Below are 17,478 nucleotides of genomic sequence, written 5' to 3' on the forward strand. Positions count from 1 at the left end.
CCGGCTGTACCCCCCGGATCACGATAGGCGCGGCCTCGGGGGCACGCCTCTGGGCGGGCGCAACCTGCCGCCGTGCCTTACCCTGCCCGCCGAGGTCCTTCGAACGAGGGCGGGGCACCGTTCGACATGGGTGACGCTCGATGGGGTGAAAGACCGATAAGCCATAACTCGGATGGTTCACAGGCGTTCTTGGCAATGTGGGCGAGTGCCCGCGACGTTGTCAGGAAGGCAGTGAACCTTATGAAACGGGTGACCCGAAATGGCTTGATCGCCGCGGCCGCCGCCTCGGGCGCGCTGGCCGCGACCATGCCGGCCCACGCCGACTCCGCGGCCAACGGCACGGCGGCGGACTCGCCCGGTCTGATCTCCGGCAACACCGTCCAGCTCCCCGTGCACGTCCCCGTGAACCTGTGCGGGAACACGCTCAACGTGGCTGGGCTGCTCAACCCCGCCGCGGGCAACCGCTGCGCCGACGTGAGTGCCGGAGGAAGGGCCGCCGCGTCCCGAGGCGGGAAGCACGGGGGAGTCGGCGCGCACCGAGGCGGCGGCACGGGCCGTGACGGTGGCGCGCACGGGGGTGGTGGCGCGGTCGCGCACGGTGGCGGAAAGGATTCACCGGGTGTGCTCTCGGGCAACGGCCTCCAGCTCCCGGTGGATCTCCCGGTCAACGTCAGCGGCAACTCGGTGACGGTGGTCGGTCTCGGCAACGCGTCCGTCGGGAACGAGTCCGTCAACACCTCGGACGGCAAGCCCCGGCAGCCGCACCACCCGGGGAACCCCACCCCGAGGCCGTCCGCTCCGCCCGCCGCGGCCCCGGACACCCGAGCGTCGGGACAGGTCCGGCCGCAGAGCGGGGCCGTGGCCTCCCTCGCCCACACCGGCGCGGACCAGACGATGCCGGCCATCGCGGCGAGCGCGGCGTTCCTGTTGGGCGGCGCCGTCCTGTACCGCCGGTTCCGGCCCGCCGCGGTCCGCTGACACGCGGCGATCACAGTCGGGAGGCTCCAGCGGACGGGTGACCGGTGGAGCCTCCTCCCCGTCCGTCCTCCTCCGCGACCGTCCGTCCTCCTTCGCGTCCTTCTCCTCTCCTCCGCGTCGTCCGGGCCGTGTCGCGGACGTCTCAGGGCGCGGCGTCCAGGAGGTCGAGTGCGCTCTGCTGCCGGGCCGCGTCGGTGAGGTCCAGGGGACCGGACCAGCGCAGACCGTACTGGTCGAGGGCGTTGCGGTCGCCGGCGTGGGCGGCGTCGGCCTGCCGTCCCAGATAGGCCGAGTACGGATGGTCGGGCAGCGCGGCGTTCAGCCGGCCGAGACCGCGCACATGGGCGCCCTTGAAGGACGGGCCGTCGGCCCCGCAGTCGCCACTCTCGCAGGGGTCCCGCAGAATCCCGGCCGCCGTGTTGAGCGCCGCCGACGTGGTCGCCGCGTCGGCGATCTGCCGGGCCGCGTCGAGCGTGCCGCTGTCGCCGGTCGCCCGGTTCAGCTCGGTGAGCGCCCCCAGCAGCACGCCCTGGTTGTACGACCACACGGTGCCGCCGTTGTTCCGGCAGGTCGACAGGTCGATGCCGTCGTTCACCAGGTGCGACGCGTTCACCATGCCCGTCGACCGGAACCAGGACCAGCCGGCCAGCGCCCGCGAGAGATAGGCGCTGTCACCGGACACCCGGTTGTGCAGGGCCGCGTTGAGCTGGATGTACAGCGAGTTGGCGATCGCGTTCTTGTACGTCTTCGCGGTGCTCCACCACACCCCGCCGCCGCAGGTCGAGTCCCAGTAGGCCGCCATGTGATCGGCGTCGGCGCGCGCGGTACTCAGATAGCGGCTGTCGCCCGTCAGGTCGTACGCGGCCACCCAGGCGAGTCCCCACCAGCCGGTGTCGTCGAGGTAGTCGTTGCGGAACTGCCCTCCCTGTGAGCCGAGTTGGCGGTCGTAGGTCCTGGCGATCGCGTACTTGTAGCTGCCCATGCCGGTCACCCGGATGTTGTCGATCAGGGCCGTGAGCGCGTTCGCGGAGTTCCACCAGCCGGTCGTGGCGAAGAGCCCGGTGGAGTTGTCGTAGAACATCATCTGGGCCGTCGCGGCGGCCGTACGCCGCTCGCCCGCGTTCCAGGTCGTGCGCGCCCACGCGGTGCACGCGATGGCGGTGCGGTCCCCGGCCTTGCCGCAGGCGCGCAGGGCGCCGACACCGAGGTTGCCCCAGTCGTCGACGTTGTACATGAGAGTGCGCCAGCCGCGCCGACCCGCGGGCACGGGGGTGTCCCCGAGCCGGCTGCCCGAACTCCAGGTGCGGCCACCGTCGAGGGATCGGTCGAGCCACACCTCGTCGCCGGGGCTGCCGTTGTCGAGCGACGCCCAGCCCATCGCGTCCGTGTCGTCGAAGTGCAGGGTGATGGCGCGGGAGAAGAGAGTGGTGGAGACCGGGGTGCGGTCCTGCGGCGCGAGGGCGGGGTCGCGGGCGTCGCAGTACTTGTTGCAGACGGACGCGGCGGCGGACGCGGACGTGGCCGGGGCGGCGGACGCGGCGGAGGGCGCGGGGACTGCCCCTGCGGCGGGCGTGGGGAGTGCCAGCGCGGCGGAGAGAGCCAGGAGGACCGGAACGGCTCTTCGCAGACCGTGGGACAACGTTGTCTTCATGGTCGACCTCTGATCGGGGGAGAGGGGTCGGTGGGGGACCGGTGGGGGACCGGCGATGGGTCGGAGGGGGCCCGGAGGGGGATCGGCGGGGACCGAGAGCGCTCCCGGAAGTTAGTCGCATGACGCGTGCGCGTCAATGAAGGCGGGGGCGTCGAGTGCACCCTTTCGGGCGCGCGCGGCGCGGAGACGGTATTGCACCCTGTCCGGGCCCGCGCGGCACCGAGACGGTATTGCACCCCGTCCGGGCCCGACCGGCACGAAGACGGCATCCGCAGGCCGGCCCGTGCGGCACGGCGGTGGCACTGCGACGGCATTGCGTCGGCCGCACGTGCCGAAGTGGCCGAATCCCTTCCAGCGTGGGGCGCTTGTCGCTGCGATCGGTCCGGAGATCGGGAAGGATGCTGCGCGTGCGGCCGGCCGGCGCACCCCGCAGTCCGTAGGCGGCCGGCGCACCCGGCGACCGGTCTGCGGCCGGCGCACTCCCGACCCGTATGCATTGGAGCGCCCCCATGACCTCTCCGGGACCCGACGGCCTCGTCGTCAGCCAGGCCACGCTCGACGACTGGAAGGTGGTCGGCGGCTGGGCGGCGGACGAGGGATGGAATCCCGGGCTCTCCGACAGTGCGAGCTTCTTCGCCCAGGATCCCGGGGGCTTCTTCCTCGGCCGCGTCGACGGGGAGCCGGTCTCGGCCATCTCGGTGGTCAACTACGGCGCCGACTATGCCTTCCTCGGCTTCTACCTCGTACGCCCCGATCTGCGCGGGAACGGCTACGGCGTCGCCACATGGGAGGCGGCCCTCGCCCACGCGGGTGACCGGACCGTCGGCCTCGACGGAGTAGTCGCGCAGCAGGACAACTACCGCAAGTCCGGCTTCGAACTCGCCTACCGCACCGTCCGGTTCACGGGCGTGGCCCCGGTGGGGGAGGAGCCGTCAGGAGTACGGGCGGCGGAGCGCGCGGACCGCACGGCCATCACGGCGTACGACAGCGCGTGCTACCCCGCCGACCGGCCGGTGTTCCTGGAGTCGTGGCTGAGCGCACCCGGGCACCGCACCTTCGTCCGGCACGCCGACGACGGGCGACTGAGCGGGTACGCCGTGATCCGTCCGGCGCGTGACTCGCTGCGGATCGGCCCCCTGTTCGCCGACAGCGCCGACGACGCCCGCGCCCTGTTCGCCGCGCTGGCCGCCGACGCGGGCGGGAGGGCGCTCGCCATCGACGTACCCGAGACGAACGCGGCGGCCGTCGCCCTCGTCGAGAAGCTCGGCCTGACGCCCTCCTTCGAGACGGCCCGCATGTACACCGGGCCGGTCAGGGCGTTCGCGGGGGCGCGGGTTCATGGGGTGACGTCGCTGGAACTCGGCTAGGGCCTGTCCGACCATGCACGTCGGATCGGACCGCGGTGTCCGGTGCCGTGCATCGCAAGGCGGAGGGTGCCCGGCCCCGACCTCCACGGAGCGGCGGACGCTGCCCGGCGCGAACCCGCGGTAGAAGGCGCATGGTGGGTGATGGCGGCCGCGTCGGCGGGGTGCAGCTCGAGGAGTTCTCCGCCAGGTAGTCCTCGACGGGCCGGTTGTCCCAGTTGACGTCGTCATTGAGAATCGCCATCGCGGACTCCGTCCCTGGGCCGCAACTGATAGCGCTCGCAGAGCCGGGTCAGGGTGTCGTTGAGCCGCTCGATGTCTTCGTCGGAGTTGAGCGCGGTGAGCTGGACCCGGAAACCCGCCCGGTCACGGGGGACGAGCGGGTAGGCCGCCAGGGTCACATAGATGCCGTTGTCCCACAGGAACCCGGCGACCGCGTCCAGGTCTGCCGCGTTGGCGAGGAGGATCTCCACGATCGGCAGCCGGTCCGTGTTGAGCGTGCCCGCCCCGAGTGCTTCCAGGTGGTCGAGCACACGGACGGTCTTGCGGTACAGATCGGCGCGGATGGCGTCCCCGCGGCTGTCGTTGACGTCGAGACCGGCCAGCGCTGTGGCGAGGGACGCGGTGGGTGAGGGGCCCGAGTAGAGATAGGGCGCCGCGGCCGTCTTGAGGCGGATCTTGAGCGAGGAGGGCAGGGCCAGAAAGGCCAGCAGGGACGAGTACGCCTTGGAGAATCCGCCGACGAGCACGATGCCGTCGTAGGTCTCTCCTGTGTGCCGTACGACGCTGTTGCCGCGGTCCCCGTACGGACACGACTCGTGCGGCCCGCGCTCGCCGATGACGCCGAATCCGTGTGTGTCGTCGATGTACAGCGTGGCGTCGCGCGCCCGGCACACCGCGGCCAGGCTGGGCAGGTCGGGAATGTTCCCGCTCATGCTGTTCACGCCGTCCAGACACACGAGCCGGGGCAGGCCGCGCGGCACCTCGCGCAGCATGGCGTCCAGTTCGTCGGGCCGTTCGGCGTGGAACCGCTGCAGCGTCGCGCCCTGCCCGCGGGCGCCCTCGCATCCGTCGAACACGGTCCGGTGTGCCGTGGCCTCGACGAAGACATGGCCCTCGTCGGCCAGGACCGGGATCACCGAGGCATGGATGAGGGTCGCGGTGGGGAGCAGCAGCGTGTCCGGCGCGCCGAGCAGGTCGGAGAGCCGTTCCTCGATGTCGGGATACAGGCGTGGACTGCCGAGCAGCCGGGACCAGCTCGGGTGGGTTCCCCAGCGGCGTACGGCCGGCTCGATCGCCTGGATGATCTCCGGATCGCAGTCGAAGCCGAGGTAGTTGCAGGAGGCGAAGTCGATCAGCCAGTGATCGCCGCTGCGGATGTGCCGGCCGCGCACCTCGTCCAGGATGGCGTCGCTCATGGGGCTGGTCTGCCGCAGGTGTTCGAGGTCGCGCCGGCGTCTGGAGCGGCGGGTGCCGCCGGGCTCCGCTGTCCCGGGCGGGGCGGGCAGCTCCGGGCGCGGGGCGGGGGGAGTCTGCGGTCTCCGCCCGGTCGGCCGCCTCGCTTCCGTCGGCGCCCCGACGGACTGTTCCGGGGCACGGGCCCCTTTTCGCTGCCGCAGGAGGAACTCGCTCTGCTGCACCGTCATCGGCCGTGCGAAGAGGAAGCCCTGCCCGAAGCGGCATCCCATGGCGGCGAGCAGATCCCGTTGCGCCTGGTCCTCGATTCCCTCGGCGATCACCTGGATGCCCAGGGTGTCGGCGAGGCTGACGATTCCCTCGACGAGCGCGACCTGCCGGGTGTCCAGCGCGATGTCGTCGATGAACGTCTTGTCGATCTTCAGTACGTCGACGGGGAAGTCGCGCAGATATCGCAGTGAGGAGTAGCCGCTGCCGAAGTCGTCCACCGCGATGTGCACACCGAGGTCCTTGAGCGAATACAGCATCGCCTGGATCTGTGCGTCCTGGCGCATCAGCACCGTCTCGGTGAGTTCCAGCTGGAGTGAGCCGGGGGCTAGTCCCGGCGTTTCCAGCGCCTTGCGGACCTTGGCCAGGAAGCTGGTGTCCCGGAACTGCCGGGCGGACACATTGACACTGACGTACGGCGGATCCTTCGGGTCGGTCATCCGCTGCAGACCGGCGATGTCGGTGGTGGCGTTCGCCAGGACCCACGCACCCAGCGGCGTGATGTGCCCCGTCTCCTCGGCGAGGGCGATGAACTGGTCCGGCGGAACGGAATCGTGCTGGGGATGCGGCCAGCGGGCCAGCGCCTCGAATCCGACGACCTCGCCCGCGCTGATGTCGACGACGGGTTGGTAGCGCAGCGTGAATTCGGACCGCTCCACCGCTCCGTCGAGGCGTGCCTGCAGATCGTGCCGTTCCACCATGCGCACCCGCAGCCGCGGCTGGAACCGACGCCACTGCCGCTTGCCCGCGGCCTTCGCCGCGTAGAGGGCCAGATCTGCGTGACCGAGGAGTTCCTCGGCGTCCGTGCTGTCCTCGGCGGTGGCGACGCCCACGCTGGCGGACACGCTCACCGAACCCCCCCGAAGGCTGAACGGCCTGCTCAGTGCCTGGATCAACTGCGCGGCCAGCAGCTCGGCGTCGAGCGGCTTCGTCGCGTCCTCCATCAGCACCGCGAACTCGTCGCCCCCGAGGCGGGCCGCCGTGTCCGTGCGGCGCAGCGCTCCCGACAGCCGTTCGCCGACGACGGTCAGCAGATGGTCGCCCGTCGAGTGCCCCATCGTGTCGTTGACCATTTTGAAGTCGTCGAGGTCGATGAAGAGCAGACAGGTGAGCGTCGCCCCGCGGCGACTGCGCAGCAGCGCGCGCTCGATCCGCTCGAGGAGCAGCGTCCGGTTGGGCAGACCTGTCAGCGGATCGTGGAAGGCCCGCTCCGTCAGTTCGTGTTCCAGGCGTCGCTGCTCGGTCACGTCGCGCAGCGTGACGACCAGACCGCCCACTGTGTGGTCCTCGCGCAGGTCGCTGCATCGCACCTCGACCTCGATGCGGCCGCCGTCGCGCAGGACCCACCAGTGGTCGTGCGTCTCGGGCGCCCCCTGGCGCCGCATGGCCGCGAGCCCTTCGACAACCCGCTGCCGGTCGCCGGAATCCACCAGATCGGGCAGCGACGCGCCGGTCAGGTTCACCCCGCCGAAGACGGCTCGGGCGGAGGGACTCGCGTACCGCAGCGTGTTGTCGTCCTCGACGATGAGGATGACGTCCGAGGCGTTGCGCACCAGGGTACGGAAGTACGCCTCGCTCTCCTTGCGGATGATCTCCTGGCGTAGCGCGATGCGCTCCATGGCCAGGCCGGAGTGTGAGGCCAGAATCTCCAACGAGCTCTGGATCTCAAGGAGTTGCTGCTCCGGTCCGGCCGCCATGAGCACACCCGGCAGTTCTCCGGCGGCCCCGTCGGGCGGGATCATGGGGCACACGAGGGTGGTCGGCAGGTCGCCGAGCCTGCTCGCGATGTCCTGGCCGAGCCCGGCCGTGGGCACCAGGTGCGAGCGGTGGTTCGCCGGCCCGCTCGCGTACTCGGTGGTCAGCAGCAGACTCCGGTGCCGGACTTTGGGCCCGAACAGCATGCTGACCGTCCTGTCGCACGTCTCCGCGACGTCCAGCGGCCGGACCGCCGCGACGAGGGAGATGGCCGCCGTGCGCAGCGCCAGTTCCCGTGCCACGGCGTTGCGGTGGGCCACGACCATCCCGGACAGCCGAAGGATCACCAGGAGGAAGAGCGCTGCCGAGAACACCGCGATCACGGCGGCGTCCTGCGCGTTCGCCCGCTGCCCCTCGTACAGAAGAATCCCGGGCGCCACGAGGGTGGCCGCGGCGAGCATCAGCAGCCGACGCGGTGTGGGCCGCAGGGAATCCTGGCGTTGTACGGGCTGCGTCAGTTCCACCATGGAGGGATGAAGTCCGGCGAGCCCCCAGGCCGTGTAGAAGACGATCCAGCCGGCGTCGAGCGCGGTCCCGGTCCGCCACAGCGTGTGGAGCTGGAGAATTCCGTACGCGATGTCGAAGGCGAGCAGTGCCGACGTTCCCACCACGAGGAGCTGCAGGGAGCGGTTGCGGCCGGATCCGGGGCTCGACGCGAGCAGACGGGCCAGCATGGCCAGTACGAGGACGTCTCCGAGCGGGTAGGCGATGCTGATGGCGCGCTGCTGCCAGGTCATGCCTTCCACGTGCGTGAGCGGCTGCACCAGGAAGACCCAGACCGGCAGCGCGAGAGCCAGAGCGAAGATCAGCGCGTCGAGCAGACTCGGCGGGTCGTGTCCCGGCCAGCGGTACCGTACGAGGCCGTACAGCCCGACGGCGAAGAGTGGATACACCGCGAGATAGCAGGCGTCGGCCGGGGACGGGAACGGGTGGGAGAAGCCGAAGTACGCCTCCATCACGTTGTACGAGGTGTCGCCGGCGGCGAAGGCCAGCAGTCCTCCCGCCAGCAGCCACCACGGCCACCGGTGGGCGGGGTGGTGGACGTGGACTCCCGTGAGTACGGCCGCGACGCCGCCGAGTCCCATGAGTGCCCACAGCGGCGGCCGGGCTGCCGGAACGGTCAGGTAGACGACTGTTGCGACCGACACCAGCGAGGCGTACACGCCTGTGAGGCGATATGCCCGCAGCAAGCCGAACCGCCTCCCTACGTCGGACGACACAGGACCGTTCGCCGGGTTCCGGGGCTCTGTTGATCGTAGGCCCGGGCGGTGGGCAGGTGCATCTCCTGGTGGGATACGGCAGGGGCGCGCAGGCGCGCCGCGGACCCCGCCGTACACGCTCCGGCGCTGCTCCGGGGGCTCGTCGCGGCGGGGACGCCCTGCCTGCCCGTGCTCCTAGGGTCCTTGTGTGAAGCGGTCCAGCAGGGCGTCCAGTCCGGCGGCCAGGCCGTCCGGGCCGCCCCGGTCGGCGAGGGCCGCCGCGACCTCGCGGAGCCTCGGCAGCTCATGAGGCGGCATCCGGTGCAGCCCCAGACGGAAGGCGGGGTCCGACTCCTCGGGGTTGTCCACCATGGCGCGCAGTTCCACGGACACATAGCCGAGAACCCAGCCGGTGAAGGCGCGGAAGACGGCCGCGGAGCGGACACGGTCGAGCCCCGCGTCCTGGAGCAGGGCGAGCACCCGTTCGTGTTCCTTGAGTACGGCGAGCGGCCGCCGGGCCAGCGGGACCGCGAGCATGCGGGTGGACAGCAGCGGCACGGCCTGGGGATGGGCGAGGCAGACCTCGTACATCGCGCGGGCGATCCGTTGGAGTTCCGCGCGCCATGCGGGCGACTCGGACTCCGCGGACCCGGTGTCCGGTTCGGGCCCGGCGGACAGGCGCTCCTCCAGTTCGAGGTAGAGGGCTTCGACCAGACCGTCCAGGAGGGCGTCCTTGCCCTCCGCGTACCGGTACAGCGCCATGGCCTCGACGCCGAGCTGCGCGCCGAGCCGACGCATGCTCAGCGCGGAGAGGCCCTCCTGGTCCACCAGTTCCAGTGCGGCGGCGAGTACACGTTCCCGGCTCAGCCGGCCGTAGTGGCCCCGGTCGCTGGCGCGCCGCGCCGGCTTCGTGGTGGCTTCGTCGTCCTCGTCGCGCGCCTGTTCCTTGGCCATGCCTGCCTCCAGACGGCCCGCCCGCTCCACGTCCTGCTCGTGTTGACTCTATGCACCTACAGGGGCAAGGTGTATGTATACGGCGTAAATATACGCCATCCGGACGGGTGTGGCGTCGCCATTCTTCCCCAAACGGAGTCATGTCGGGGAGCAGGGCATGACAGTCGATCGGATGCGGCCCCGCAAGGACTCGGAGGAGGCCGCCTGGCCCGCCTCGAACGGCGACCTCGGCGACTGGCAGCGGCGCCGCCACGCCCTCGCGCGGCGGTACACGGCGGCGCTGGAGGACGTCCCCGGTATCGAACCCCTGGATGTCGCGACCTCGGGCAACACGCCTGCCACCTCTACGTCGTACGAGTGTCGGGGGAGTACGGGAGGAGCCGGGGCGAGCTGTTCGACCTGCTCGCCGAGCTGGGTATCGGCACCTCCGTCCGCTTCATCCCGCTGCACCACATGCCGTACTTCAGGAGCACCACGACGACCCCGCCCGGCGGGCTGCCGGGAGCCGACGCGCTCTTTTCCCAGCTCCTGTCCATCCCGCTGCATCTCGACCTCACCGACAGTGCTGTCGACCGGGTCTGCGGCGAACTGGCCGGCCTCGCCCGAAGCCGGCGCCAGCGTCCCCTCCCTCGCCCGCCCCCGTCGAACAGTCCGAAACGCAACAGCCCACCGGTCTGCGCACCCTCGTGATCGGAGCCGGGGAGGCCGGACAGGCACTCGCCCGGGATCTGGGACGGACCCCGCAGTTCGGGCTCGTTCCCGTCGGTTTCCTCGACGACGATCCGGCCAAACGCCGCGCCGCCGTCATCGGTGAACTGCCCGTTCTCGGCGAAGTGACCGTGTTCGGGAGACCGTCCTGCGGCCCAGGAAGTACAGGGCCGAGGCGCCGTCGGTCGCGAACGGAGGCGGGACGAGCCGGTCGGGGCCTCTCAGCCAGAACGCCAGGCCCCGCACCGCGCGGCCCGCGAAGCGTGTCAGTCCGCGGACCAAGTGGTCCGCGCTCCACAGTATTTGGGTGCCAGGGCCGGCCACCGGTCCGGCGGCGATCTCGTCGAACCGGTGGCCGACCCGGGTAGCGGTGGCCGCTCGCGGTGAAGCGGGTGAAGTCGTGGGCGCCTGCGTGGACCTGCTGGAGGAACGGGGTCTCGGCGTACACGAGTCCACCGTCCTTGAGCGCCTGGTGAATCTCGGCCACGACCGCGGCCGGGTCGAGCACATGCTCCAGGTCGGCACTGTGCCAGCTCCGTGTCGACGCTCGCCGCGGGAAGCGGGATCCGGTGGGCGTCGGCGATGAACTGGGTCACCGGACTGCCGACGATGTCGAACCCGATGACGTGAACCCGCGGATCGCGGTAGATCGGGCCCGCGCCGTTGCCCACCGTCGCCCCGCCGGCGACGGGCAGGAGTGGCACGCAGCCCGTCAGGCTGTGCAGCAGCAGGTCGATGTTGTGCGCCGCGGCGCGGTTGGGCGGCTTGAAGACGCGGCGCAGCGGCGCCGGAAGCCCGTCCGCGCCCTTGACGGACGCCGTTCCCGCCGGACCGGTGCCTTCGGGTGCCGACAGCACCGCCGCCCGGTCGACGACGCTGCTCTCGAAGTCGACGAGGACTGGCCACCGTCCGGCGACGGGGAAGGCGAGCGGGGCGTGGCAGGGGCAGTCGGGGGTGCCGCACCGGAGTTCCCCGGGTGCCGCCGTCAGAGCGGACCGGCGGCGCGGATACACCGGCAGCGGCTCGATCTCTTCCGGTTCGGCCAGGGCCATGGGTGTTCTTCCGGGATCGGGGGAGCCTCCCGCGTGCGCAGTATCCGGGCCCTGGCGCACCCCGGCATCTCCGGGCCCCCGGGGAGGGGAACCTCGCCTTCGAGTGCGCCTCGCGGCCCCGCTCCCGCCCCTGGATTGACCTGAATCGCTCCAGGGGTGATGATGTACGTATACAGCGTAAATATACGCATTATCCCCATCGGTGGTGATCGGCGATGCTGTACGGGACCCTCGTCCCCCGCTCGGGGCGGCCTGACGGCTCGCCCGGAAGCTGGCCCGCGACGCCTCCACGGGTGGCATCCGGGGAGGAACTGCCCCCGGCGCCGGCCCTGCCGCGGATCAAGGTCCTGCACGTCATCACCCGGTTCTGGGCGGGAGCCGGAGGCAACACCCTGCTGGCGGCCGAGGGCATGGACCCCGACCGGTACGAGGTGTGGGTCGCCGGCGTGCCGGGCGGCGACCTCTGGGAACCGGCGCGGGCCGCGGGTGTGCACACCGTCGAAATCCCGGGATTCCGGCACACGTTGACCCCCGCCGACCTCCTGGTGCTGTGGCGGCTCGTGCGACTCATCCGCCGCGAGCGGTTCATGGTCGTGCACACCCACTCCGCGAAGGGCGGCTTCCTCGGCAGGGTCGCCGCACGACTGTGCCGCACACCCGTGGTGGTGCACACCTTCCACGGACTGAGTTTCCACCCGTACATGTCCCGCCCCAGACGCGCCTTGTACCGGGGTCTGGAGCGCGTGACACGGCGTCTGGCCCACCGGTTCCTCGCCGTCGCGCCGCGTGTGGCGCAGGAGGCCGTCAAGGAGCGTCTCGCGCCGCCGGGCCGCGTCCAGGTGGTGCCCTCGGCCGTACAACTGGGAGACATTCCCGAAGCGTTCGACCCCGCCGCCCGCGCGCTGCTCGGCATCGCGCGGGAGACGGCCCTCGTCGGTACGGTCGGCCGCATCGATACTCAGAAGGACCCCCTCGGATTCGTCCGCATGGCGGCCGCGATCCGGGTGGAGCACCCCGACACCGCATTCGTCATGATCGGAGACGGGCCGCTGGCAGAGGATGTGCGACGGCTCGCCGCCGACCTGGATGTCGAAGTGACACTCACCGGTCAGCGACCGGACGCCGCCCGGCTCGTCGCCGGACTCGACGTGTTCGCGGTCACCTCCCTCTACGAGGGGCTCGGCCGGGCGCTCACCGAGGCGCTGGCCACTGCTCGACCCGTCGTCGCGACGGCCGTGAACGGCGTGCCCGACCTGGTGGAGCACGGTGTCACGGGTCTGCTCGTGACACCGGCCGACCCGGACGGCGCCGCGAACGCGGTTGGCTGGCTCCTCGACCATCCGCGGGAGGCCGCGGAGATGGGCCGGCAGGGCTGCCTGCGCGTCCGCACCACGTTCGCGCCGGAAGCCATGTGCGGGGCCGTCGACGCCTGCTACCGCGGCCTGTTGGGCCTTCCCGTCACCGGGACCGCCCCGGGAGCCGCCTCCGGCCACTGAACCCCCTTGCCCCACCCACCCGCACCCTCGGCCACCGGCCGACCACGCGCCGACCTCGGAGATCAACATGCGCCTGACAGTCATCGGCACCGGATACGTCGGCGCGGTCCACGCCGCCTGCATGGCGGACATCGGGCACGACGTCCTCGGCGTCGACATCGACGCGGACAGGATCGCCGCCCTCACCCGTGGCACGCCCCCGTTCTTCGAACCCGGCCTGTCCGAGATGCTCAAGAGAGCCGTGGACACGGGCAGACTGCGCTTCACCACCTCGCCGGCCGAGGCCGCCCGGTTCGCCGACACCCACTTCGTCTGCGTCGGCACACCGCAGCACCCCGAGTCCGGTGCCGCCGATCTGGGATACGTGGAGGCGGCCGTCGACGCGCTGGCGCCCTGTCTGCGGGACAGCGGGTACGAACGGGTCCTGGTGGTCGGCAAGTCCACCGTCCCGGTCGGCACCGCGGCCCGCCTGGCCGTACGGCTGCACGCCACCGCTCCGGCGGCCGAAGTCGCCTGGAACCCCGAATTCCTGCGCGAGGGCTGCGCCGTCCAGGACACCCTGCGGCCGGAACGCGTCGTGGTCGGCGCCCGGTCCGAGTACGCGGGGACACGACTCCGGGAGATCTACGCACCGCTGCTGGACGCGGGCACCCCGCTCATCGTCACCGACCCGGCCACCGCCGAACTGGTGAAGGTCGCCTCGAACTCTTTCCTCGCCACCAAGATCTCCTTCATCAACGCGATGGCCGAGATCTGCGAGGCCACCGGGGCCGATGTGCTGACCCTGGCCGAGGCGATGGGACGGGACTCCCGGATCGGCCCCCGATTCCTGGCCCCCGGACTCGGATTCGGCGGCAGTTGTCTGCCCAAGGACATCCGGGCCTTCACCGCCAGGGCGGAGGAGCTCGGACTCGGACGGTCCGTGGCCTTCCTCCGCCAGATAGACGAGATCAACACACGGCAGCGCCTGCGCACCGTCGACCTCGCGGAACAGGTCCTGGGGGGCTCCTTCGCCGACCGCAGCGTCGCGGTGCTGGGCGCCGCCTTCAAGCCCGGCAGCGACGACGTGCGGGACTCGCCCGCGCTCGCGGTCGCAGACGCCGTCCGGCTCCGGGGAGCACAGGTCCGTGTGCACGACCCCGAGGCCATCGACAACGCCCGAGCGGCCCACCCGGCACTTCAATTCGCCCTGGACGTGGCCAAGGCGTGCGAGCAGGCCGATGTCGTGCTGCACCTCACCGAGTGGCCCCAGTACCGGGAGCTCGACCCCGCCCTGCTCGCCACGGTGGTGCGCTCCCCGGTCCTGGTGGACGCGCGGAACACGCTCGACCCGTCGCGATGGCACTCGGCGGGATGGTCCCTGCACGCGCTGGGCCGGTCGCGGCTCGGCTGACCGGAAGGAGGAGAATCGCATGCGTGTCGTCGTGTCCGGCGGGAGCGGCTTCCTGGGATCGCATCTGTGCGAGGCCCTGCTGCTCAGAGGTGACCATGTCCGCTGCCTGGACAATTTCTCCTCGGGCAGACCGGTCAACATCGCCCCGCTCCTGCGCCATCCCCGGTTCACCCTCGAAGCGTGCGATGTCACCGAGCCGTTCACGGTCCCGGGGGACGTGGACGCCGTGGTGCACCTCGCCAGCCCGGCGTCGCCCGTCGACTACCAGCGTCTCCAGCTGGAGACACTGGCCGCCGGCAGCCGGGGAACGGAGAACATGCTGCGACTCGCGGACCGTCACTCGGCCCGCTTCGTTCTGGCGTCCACCAGCGAGGTCTACGGCGATCCGATGGTGCACCCGCAGGACGAGGAGTACTGGGGACACGTCAATCCCATCGGGCCGCGCAGCGTCTACGACGAGGCCAAACGCTTCGCCGAAGCCGTCTCGATGGCGTACCGGCGCACCCGGGCGGTCGATGTGGGAATCGTCCGCATCTTCAACACCTACGGCCCCCGCATGCGTTCGCACGACGGCCGGGTGGTCTCCAGCTTCATCCGGCAGGCCCTCACGGGCGAGGCCCTGACCCTCTTCGGAGACGGCAGCCAGACACGGAGTTTCTGCTACGCCGACGACATGGTCAGAGGCCTGGTAGCCATGATCGATTCACACCGGCCCGGCCCGTTCAATCTGGGAAATCCCAACGAACGGACCGTACTGGAGCTCGCGGAGCTGGTGATCATGATCACCGGATCTGGCAGCGGGCTGCGCTTCCTTCCGCTGCCCGTCGATGATCCGGTCCGCCGGCGCCCCGTCATCTCCCGTGCGCGAGAAGGCCTCGGGTGGCGCCCCCAGGTGCCCCTCGAGGAAGGGCTGCGGCAAACCGTCGAATGGTTCGTGGCGCAGTCGCGGCGACCCGTACGACCATCCGAGCAAGCCCCAGTGGTGCGGCCATCATGAAAGCACTCGTCCTGTGCGGCGGAGCGGGCACCAGGCTCCACCCGATCACTCATACCTCGGCGAAGCAACTGGTGTCGGTGGCCGGCAAACCCGTGCTGTTCTACGGCCTGGAGGCCATCGCGGCCGCCGGCGTCAGGGAGACCGGGATCGTGGTCGAGGACACCGAGCGGGAGATCCGCGAGGCCGTCGGCGACGGCTCCTCGTTCGGTCTGGACGTGACGTACCTGCCCCAGGACGTTCCCCGCGGCCTCGCCCATGCGGTCATGATCGCACGGGACTTCCTCGGCGACGACGACTTCATGATGTACCTCGGCGACAACTTCATCGTCGGAGGCATCTCCGGAGTGGTCGACGACTTCCGCCGGGAGCGGCCGGACGCCCGCATCCTGCTGACCCATGTGTCGGAACCGACGGCCTTCGGGATCGCCGAACTCGACGCCGAGGGCCGGGTGGTGGGCCTCGAGGAGAAGCCCCAGGAGCCCAAGAGCGATCTCGCGCTGGTCGGCGTCTACCTCTTCACCCCGAGCGTGCACGACGCCTTACGCGCCATCCGGCCGTCCCGGCGCGGTGAACTGGAGATCACGGAGGCCCTGCAGTGGCTGCTCGACCGCGGGCTCGACGTGCGCTCCACGACGGTCTCCGGCTGCTGGAAGGACACCGGGAACGTCACCGACAGGCTGGAGGTGAACCGGTCCGTCCTAGAAACGATCGAACCGCGGATCGACGGCAGCGTCCACGACGCGAACGAGATCATCGGCCGCGTCAGGATCGACGACGGCGCCGAAGTGTTCGCCAGCCGGATCGTCGGCCCGGCGGTCGTCGGCGCCGGCACGGTGATCGCCGACTCCTGCATCGGTCCCTTCACCTCGATCGCGGAGGACTGCCGTGTCGAGGCGAGCGAGATCGAGTACTCCATCGTCCTGCGCCGGGCATCCATCGTCGGGATGCGCCGTATCGAAGTCTCGCTGATCGGCCACAACGTCGAAGTGAGCCCCGTTCCCCGCACGCCCTCCGTTCACCGGCTGGTGCTCGGCGACCACAGCAAAGTGCAGATCCCGTGACCACGACCCGCATCCTGGTCACCGGCGGAGCCGGATTCATCGGCTCCCATTACGTCCGCACCCTGCTCGGCCCGGACGGCCCGCCGGACGTGGCGGTCACGGTGCTCGACAAACTCACCTATGCCGGAAACCCCGCCAATCTGGAGGAGGTCCGGGACGCGGACGGCTTCGCCTTCGTCCAGGGCGACATCTGCGACCCGGCACTCGTCGGCAATCTCGTCTCCGGGCACGACCAGGTCGTGCACTTCGCCGCGGAGTCCCATGTCGACCGGTCCATCCTGGGCGCGGACGTGTTCGTCCGCACGAACGTGCTGGGCACCCAGACGCTCCTGGACGCGGCCCTCCGCCACCGGCTGGGCACCTTCGTGCACATCTCCTCCGACGAGGTCTACGGATCGATCCCCGAGGGCTCCTGGCCGGAGACCGACCCGTTGAGCCCCAACTCGCCCTACGCCGCGTCCAAAGCGGCGTCGGATCTCATCGCGCTGGCCCATCACCGCACGCACGGCCTCGACATACGGGTCACCCGGTGCTCGAACAACTACGGACACCACCAGTTCCCGGAGAAGGTCATTCCTCTCTTCGTCACCCATCTGCTGGACGGCCGGTCCGTACCGCTCTACGGCGACGGCCTCAACGTCCGTGACTGGGTCCACATCGACGACCACGTCCGGGGCATCGAACTCGTCCGTACCGGCGGCCGGCCGGGCGAGATCTACAACATCGGCGGGGGCAACGAACTGTCCAACCGCGAACTGACCGGGCTGCTGCTGGAGGAGTGCGGCGCCGACTGGGACATGGTGACCTACGTCGAGGACCGCAAGGGCCACGACCGCCGCTACTCGGTCGACTTCTCGAAGATCGGCGACGAACTCGGCTACGCGCCGCGCAAGGAACTGGCCGCGGGGCTCGCGGAGACGGTCGACTGGTACCGGACCCACCGGTCGTGGTGGGAACCGCTGCTGCCGCGAGCCGAGAGCGCGGCGGCATGAGGGGCGACTGGCTGGTCACGGGAGCCGACGGCATGATCCGTCTGGCGCGGGAGCAGGAGGTTCTCCAGGTCGTCGACGACGGAGCAGTTCGCCTGCGCGAGCCCGGGGTCCCGGCCGACGGTCCGCGGGAAGTCGGCGCCCGCGAACCACTCGTGGAAGGACCCTCGGTGGTCCGCGAAGACCCGGGGCTCGTGA

The 17,478-nt window shown here is 70.8% G+C and carries 11 protein-coding genes; 8 read left to right on the top strand and 3 right to left on the bottom strand.

The genetic code is table 11. The features are described 5' to 3' along the window. Positions 1–240: 240 nt before the first annotated feature. Positions 241–978: a chaplin gene (locus ACZ4N5_RS20360; RefSeq protein ID WP_467758543.1), complete on the top strand. Its 738-nt coding sequence runs from the start codon at positions 241–243 to the stop codon at positions 976–978. A 142-nt stretch (positions 979–1,120) separates the two neighbouring features. Here the strand turns inward: ACZ4N5_RS20360 and ACZ4N5_RS20365 are convergent, their stop codons facing one another. Then, complete coding sequence (locus ACZ4N5_RS20365) at positions 1,121–2,629, bottom strand: glycoside hydrolase family 76 protein (protein WP_467758454.1); 1,509 nt, start codon at positions 2,627–2,629, stop codon at positions 1,121–1,123. 509 nt (positions 2,630–3,138) lie between these two features. Between ACZ4N5_RS20365 and ACZ4N5_RS20370 the strand changes: the two genes are divergently transcribed. Continuing rightward, entirely contained in the window at positions 3,139–3,996 is an 858-nt protein-coding gene (locus ACZ4N5_RS20370) for a GNAT family N-acetyltransferase (RefSeq protein ID WP_467758455.1), read from the top strand. Positions 3,997–4,220: 224 nt separating this feature from the next. Here ACZ4N5_RS20370 and ACZ4N5_RS20375 read toward each other — a convergent pair whose 3' ends face one another. Beyond that, positions 4,221–8,579, bottom strand: a complete 4,359-nt coding sequence (locus ACZ4N5_RS20375; protein ID WP_467758456.1) for an aminotransferase class I/II-fold pyridoxal phosphate-dependent enzyme — start codon at positions 8,577–8,579, stop codon at positions 4,221–4,223. 246 nt (positions 8,580–8,825) lie between these two features. Further along, a complete protein-coding gene (locus tag ACZ4N5_RS20380; RefSeq protein WP_467758457.1) occupies positions 8,826–9,584 on the bottom strand; it encodes a TetR/AcrR family transcriptional regulator in 759 nt (252 codons plus the stop codon). A 357-nt stretch (positions 9,585–9,941) separates the two neighbouring features. On the opposite strand from ACZ4N5_RS20380, the gene ACZ4N5_RS20385 reads away from it, so the two are divergent. The 6 genes from ACZ4N5_RS20385 to rfbB all read left to right on the top strand — a co-directional run bounded on the left by ACZ4N5_RS20385 (position 9,942) and on the right by rfbB (position 17,283). Beyond that, the gene (locus ACZ4N5_RS20385; protein ID WP_467758458.1) at positions 9,942–10,274 is read left to right on the top strand and encodes a DegT/DnrJ/EryC1/StrS family aminotransferase; all 333 of its coding nucleotides are present in this window, start codon (positions 9,942–9,944) and stop codon (positions 10,272–10,274) included. 1,363 nt (positions 10,275–11,637) lie between these two features. Beyond that, positions 11,638–12,840: a glycosyltransferase gene (locus tag ACZ4N5_RS20390; protein WP_467758459.1), complete on the top strand. Its 1,203-nt coding sequence runs from the start codon at positions 11,638–11,640 to the stop codon at positions 12,838–12,840. A 67-nt stretch (positions 12,841–12,907) separates the two neighbouring features. Further along, positions 12,908–14,233 (top strand): UDP-glucose dehydrogenase family protein, encoded by a 1,326-nt coding sequence (locus ACZ4N5_RS20395; protein ID WP_467758460.1) that lies wholly within the window; start codon positions 12,908–12,910, stop codon positions 14,231–14,233. A gap of 19 nt (positions 14,234–14,252) precedes the next feature. Further along, positions 14,253–15,230 carry a UDP-glucuronic acid decarboxylase family protein gene (locus ACZ4N5_RS20400; RefSeq protein WP_467758461.1) on the top strand — a complete coding sequence of 326 codons (978 nt, stop codon included), beginning with the start codon at positions 14,253–14,255 and terminating at the stop codon, positions 15,228–15,230. Beyond that, positions 15,227–16,291 (top strand): glucose-1-phosphate thymidylyltransferase, encoded by a 1,065-nt coding sequence (locus tag ACZ4N5_RS20405; RefSeq protein WP_467758462.1) that lies wholly within the window; start codon positions 15,227–15,229, stop codon positions 16,289–16,291. Before ACZ4N5_RS20400 ends, ACZ4N5_RS20405 begins: the two co-directional genes overlap by 4 nt. After that, positions 16,288–17,283 (top strand): dTDP-glucose 4,6-dehydratase, encoded by a 996-nt coding sequence (rfbB, locus tag ACZ4N5_RS20410; protein ID WP_467758463.1) that lies wholly within the window; start codon positions 16,288–16,290, stop codon positions 17,281–17,283. Before ACZ4N5_RS20405 ends, rfbB begins: the two co-directional genes overlap by 4 nt. Positions 17,284–17,478: the final 195 nt, after the last annotated feature.

The sequence above is a fragment of the Streptomyces sp. NPDC026500 genome (genome assembly GCF_055567635.1).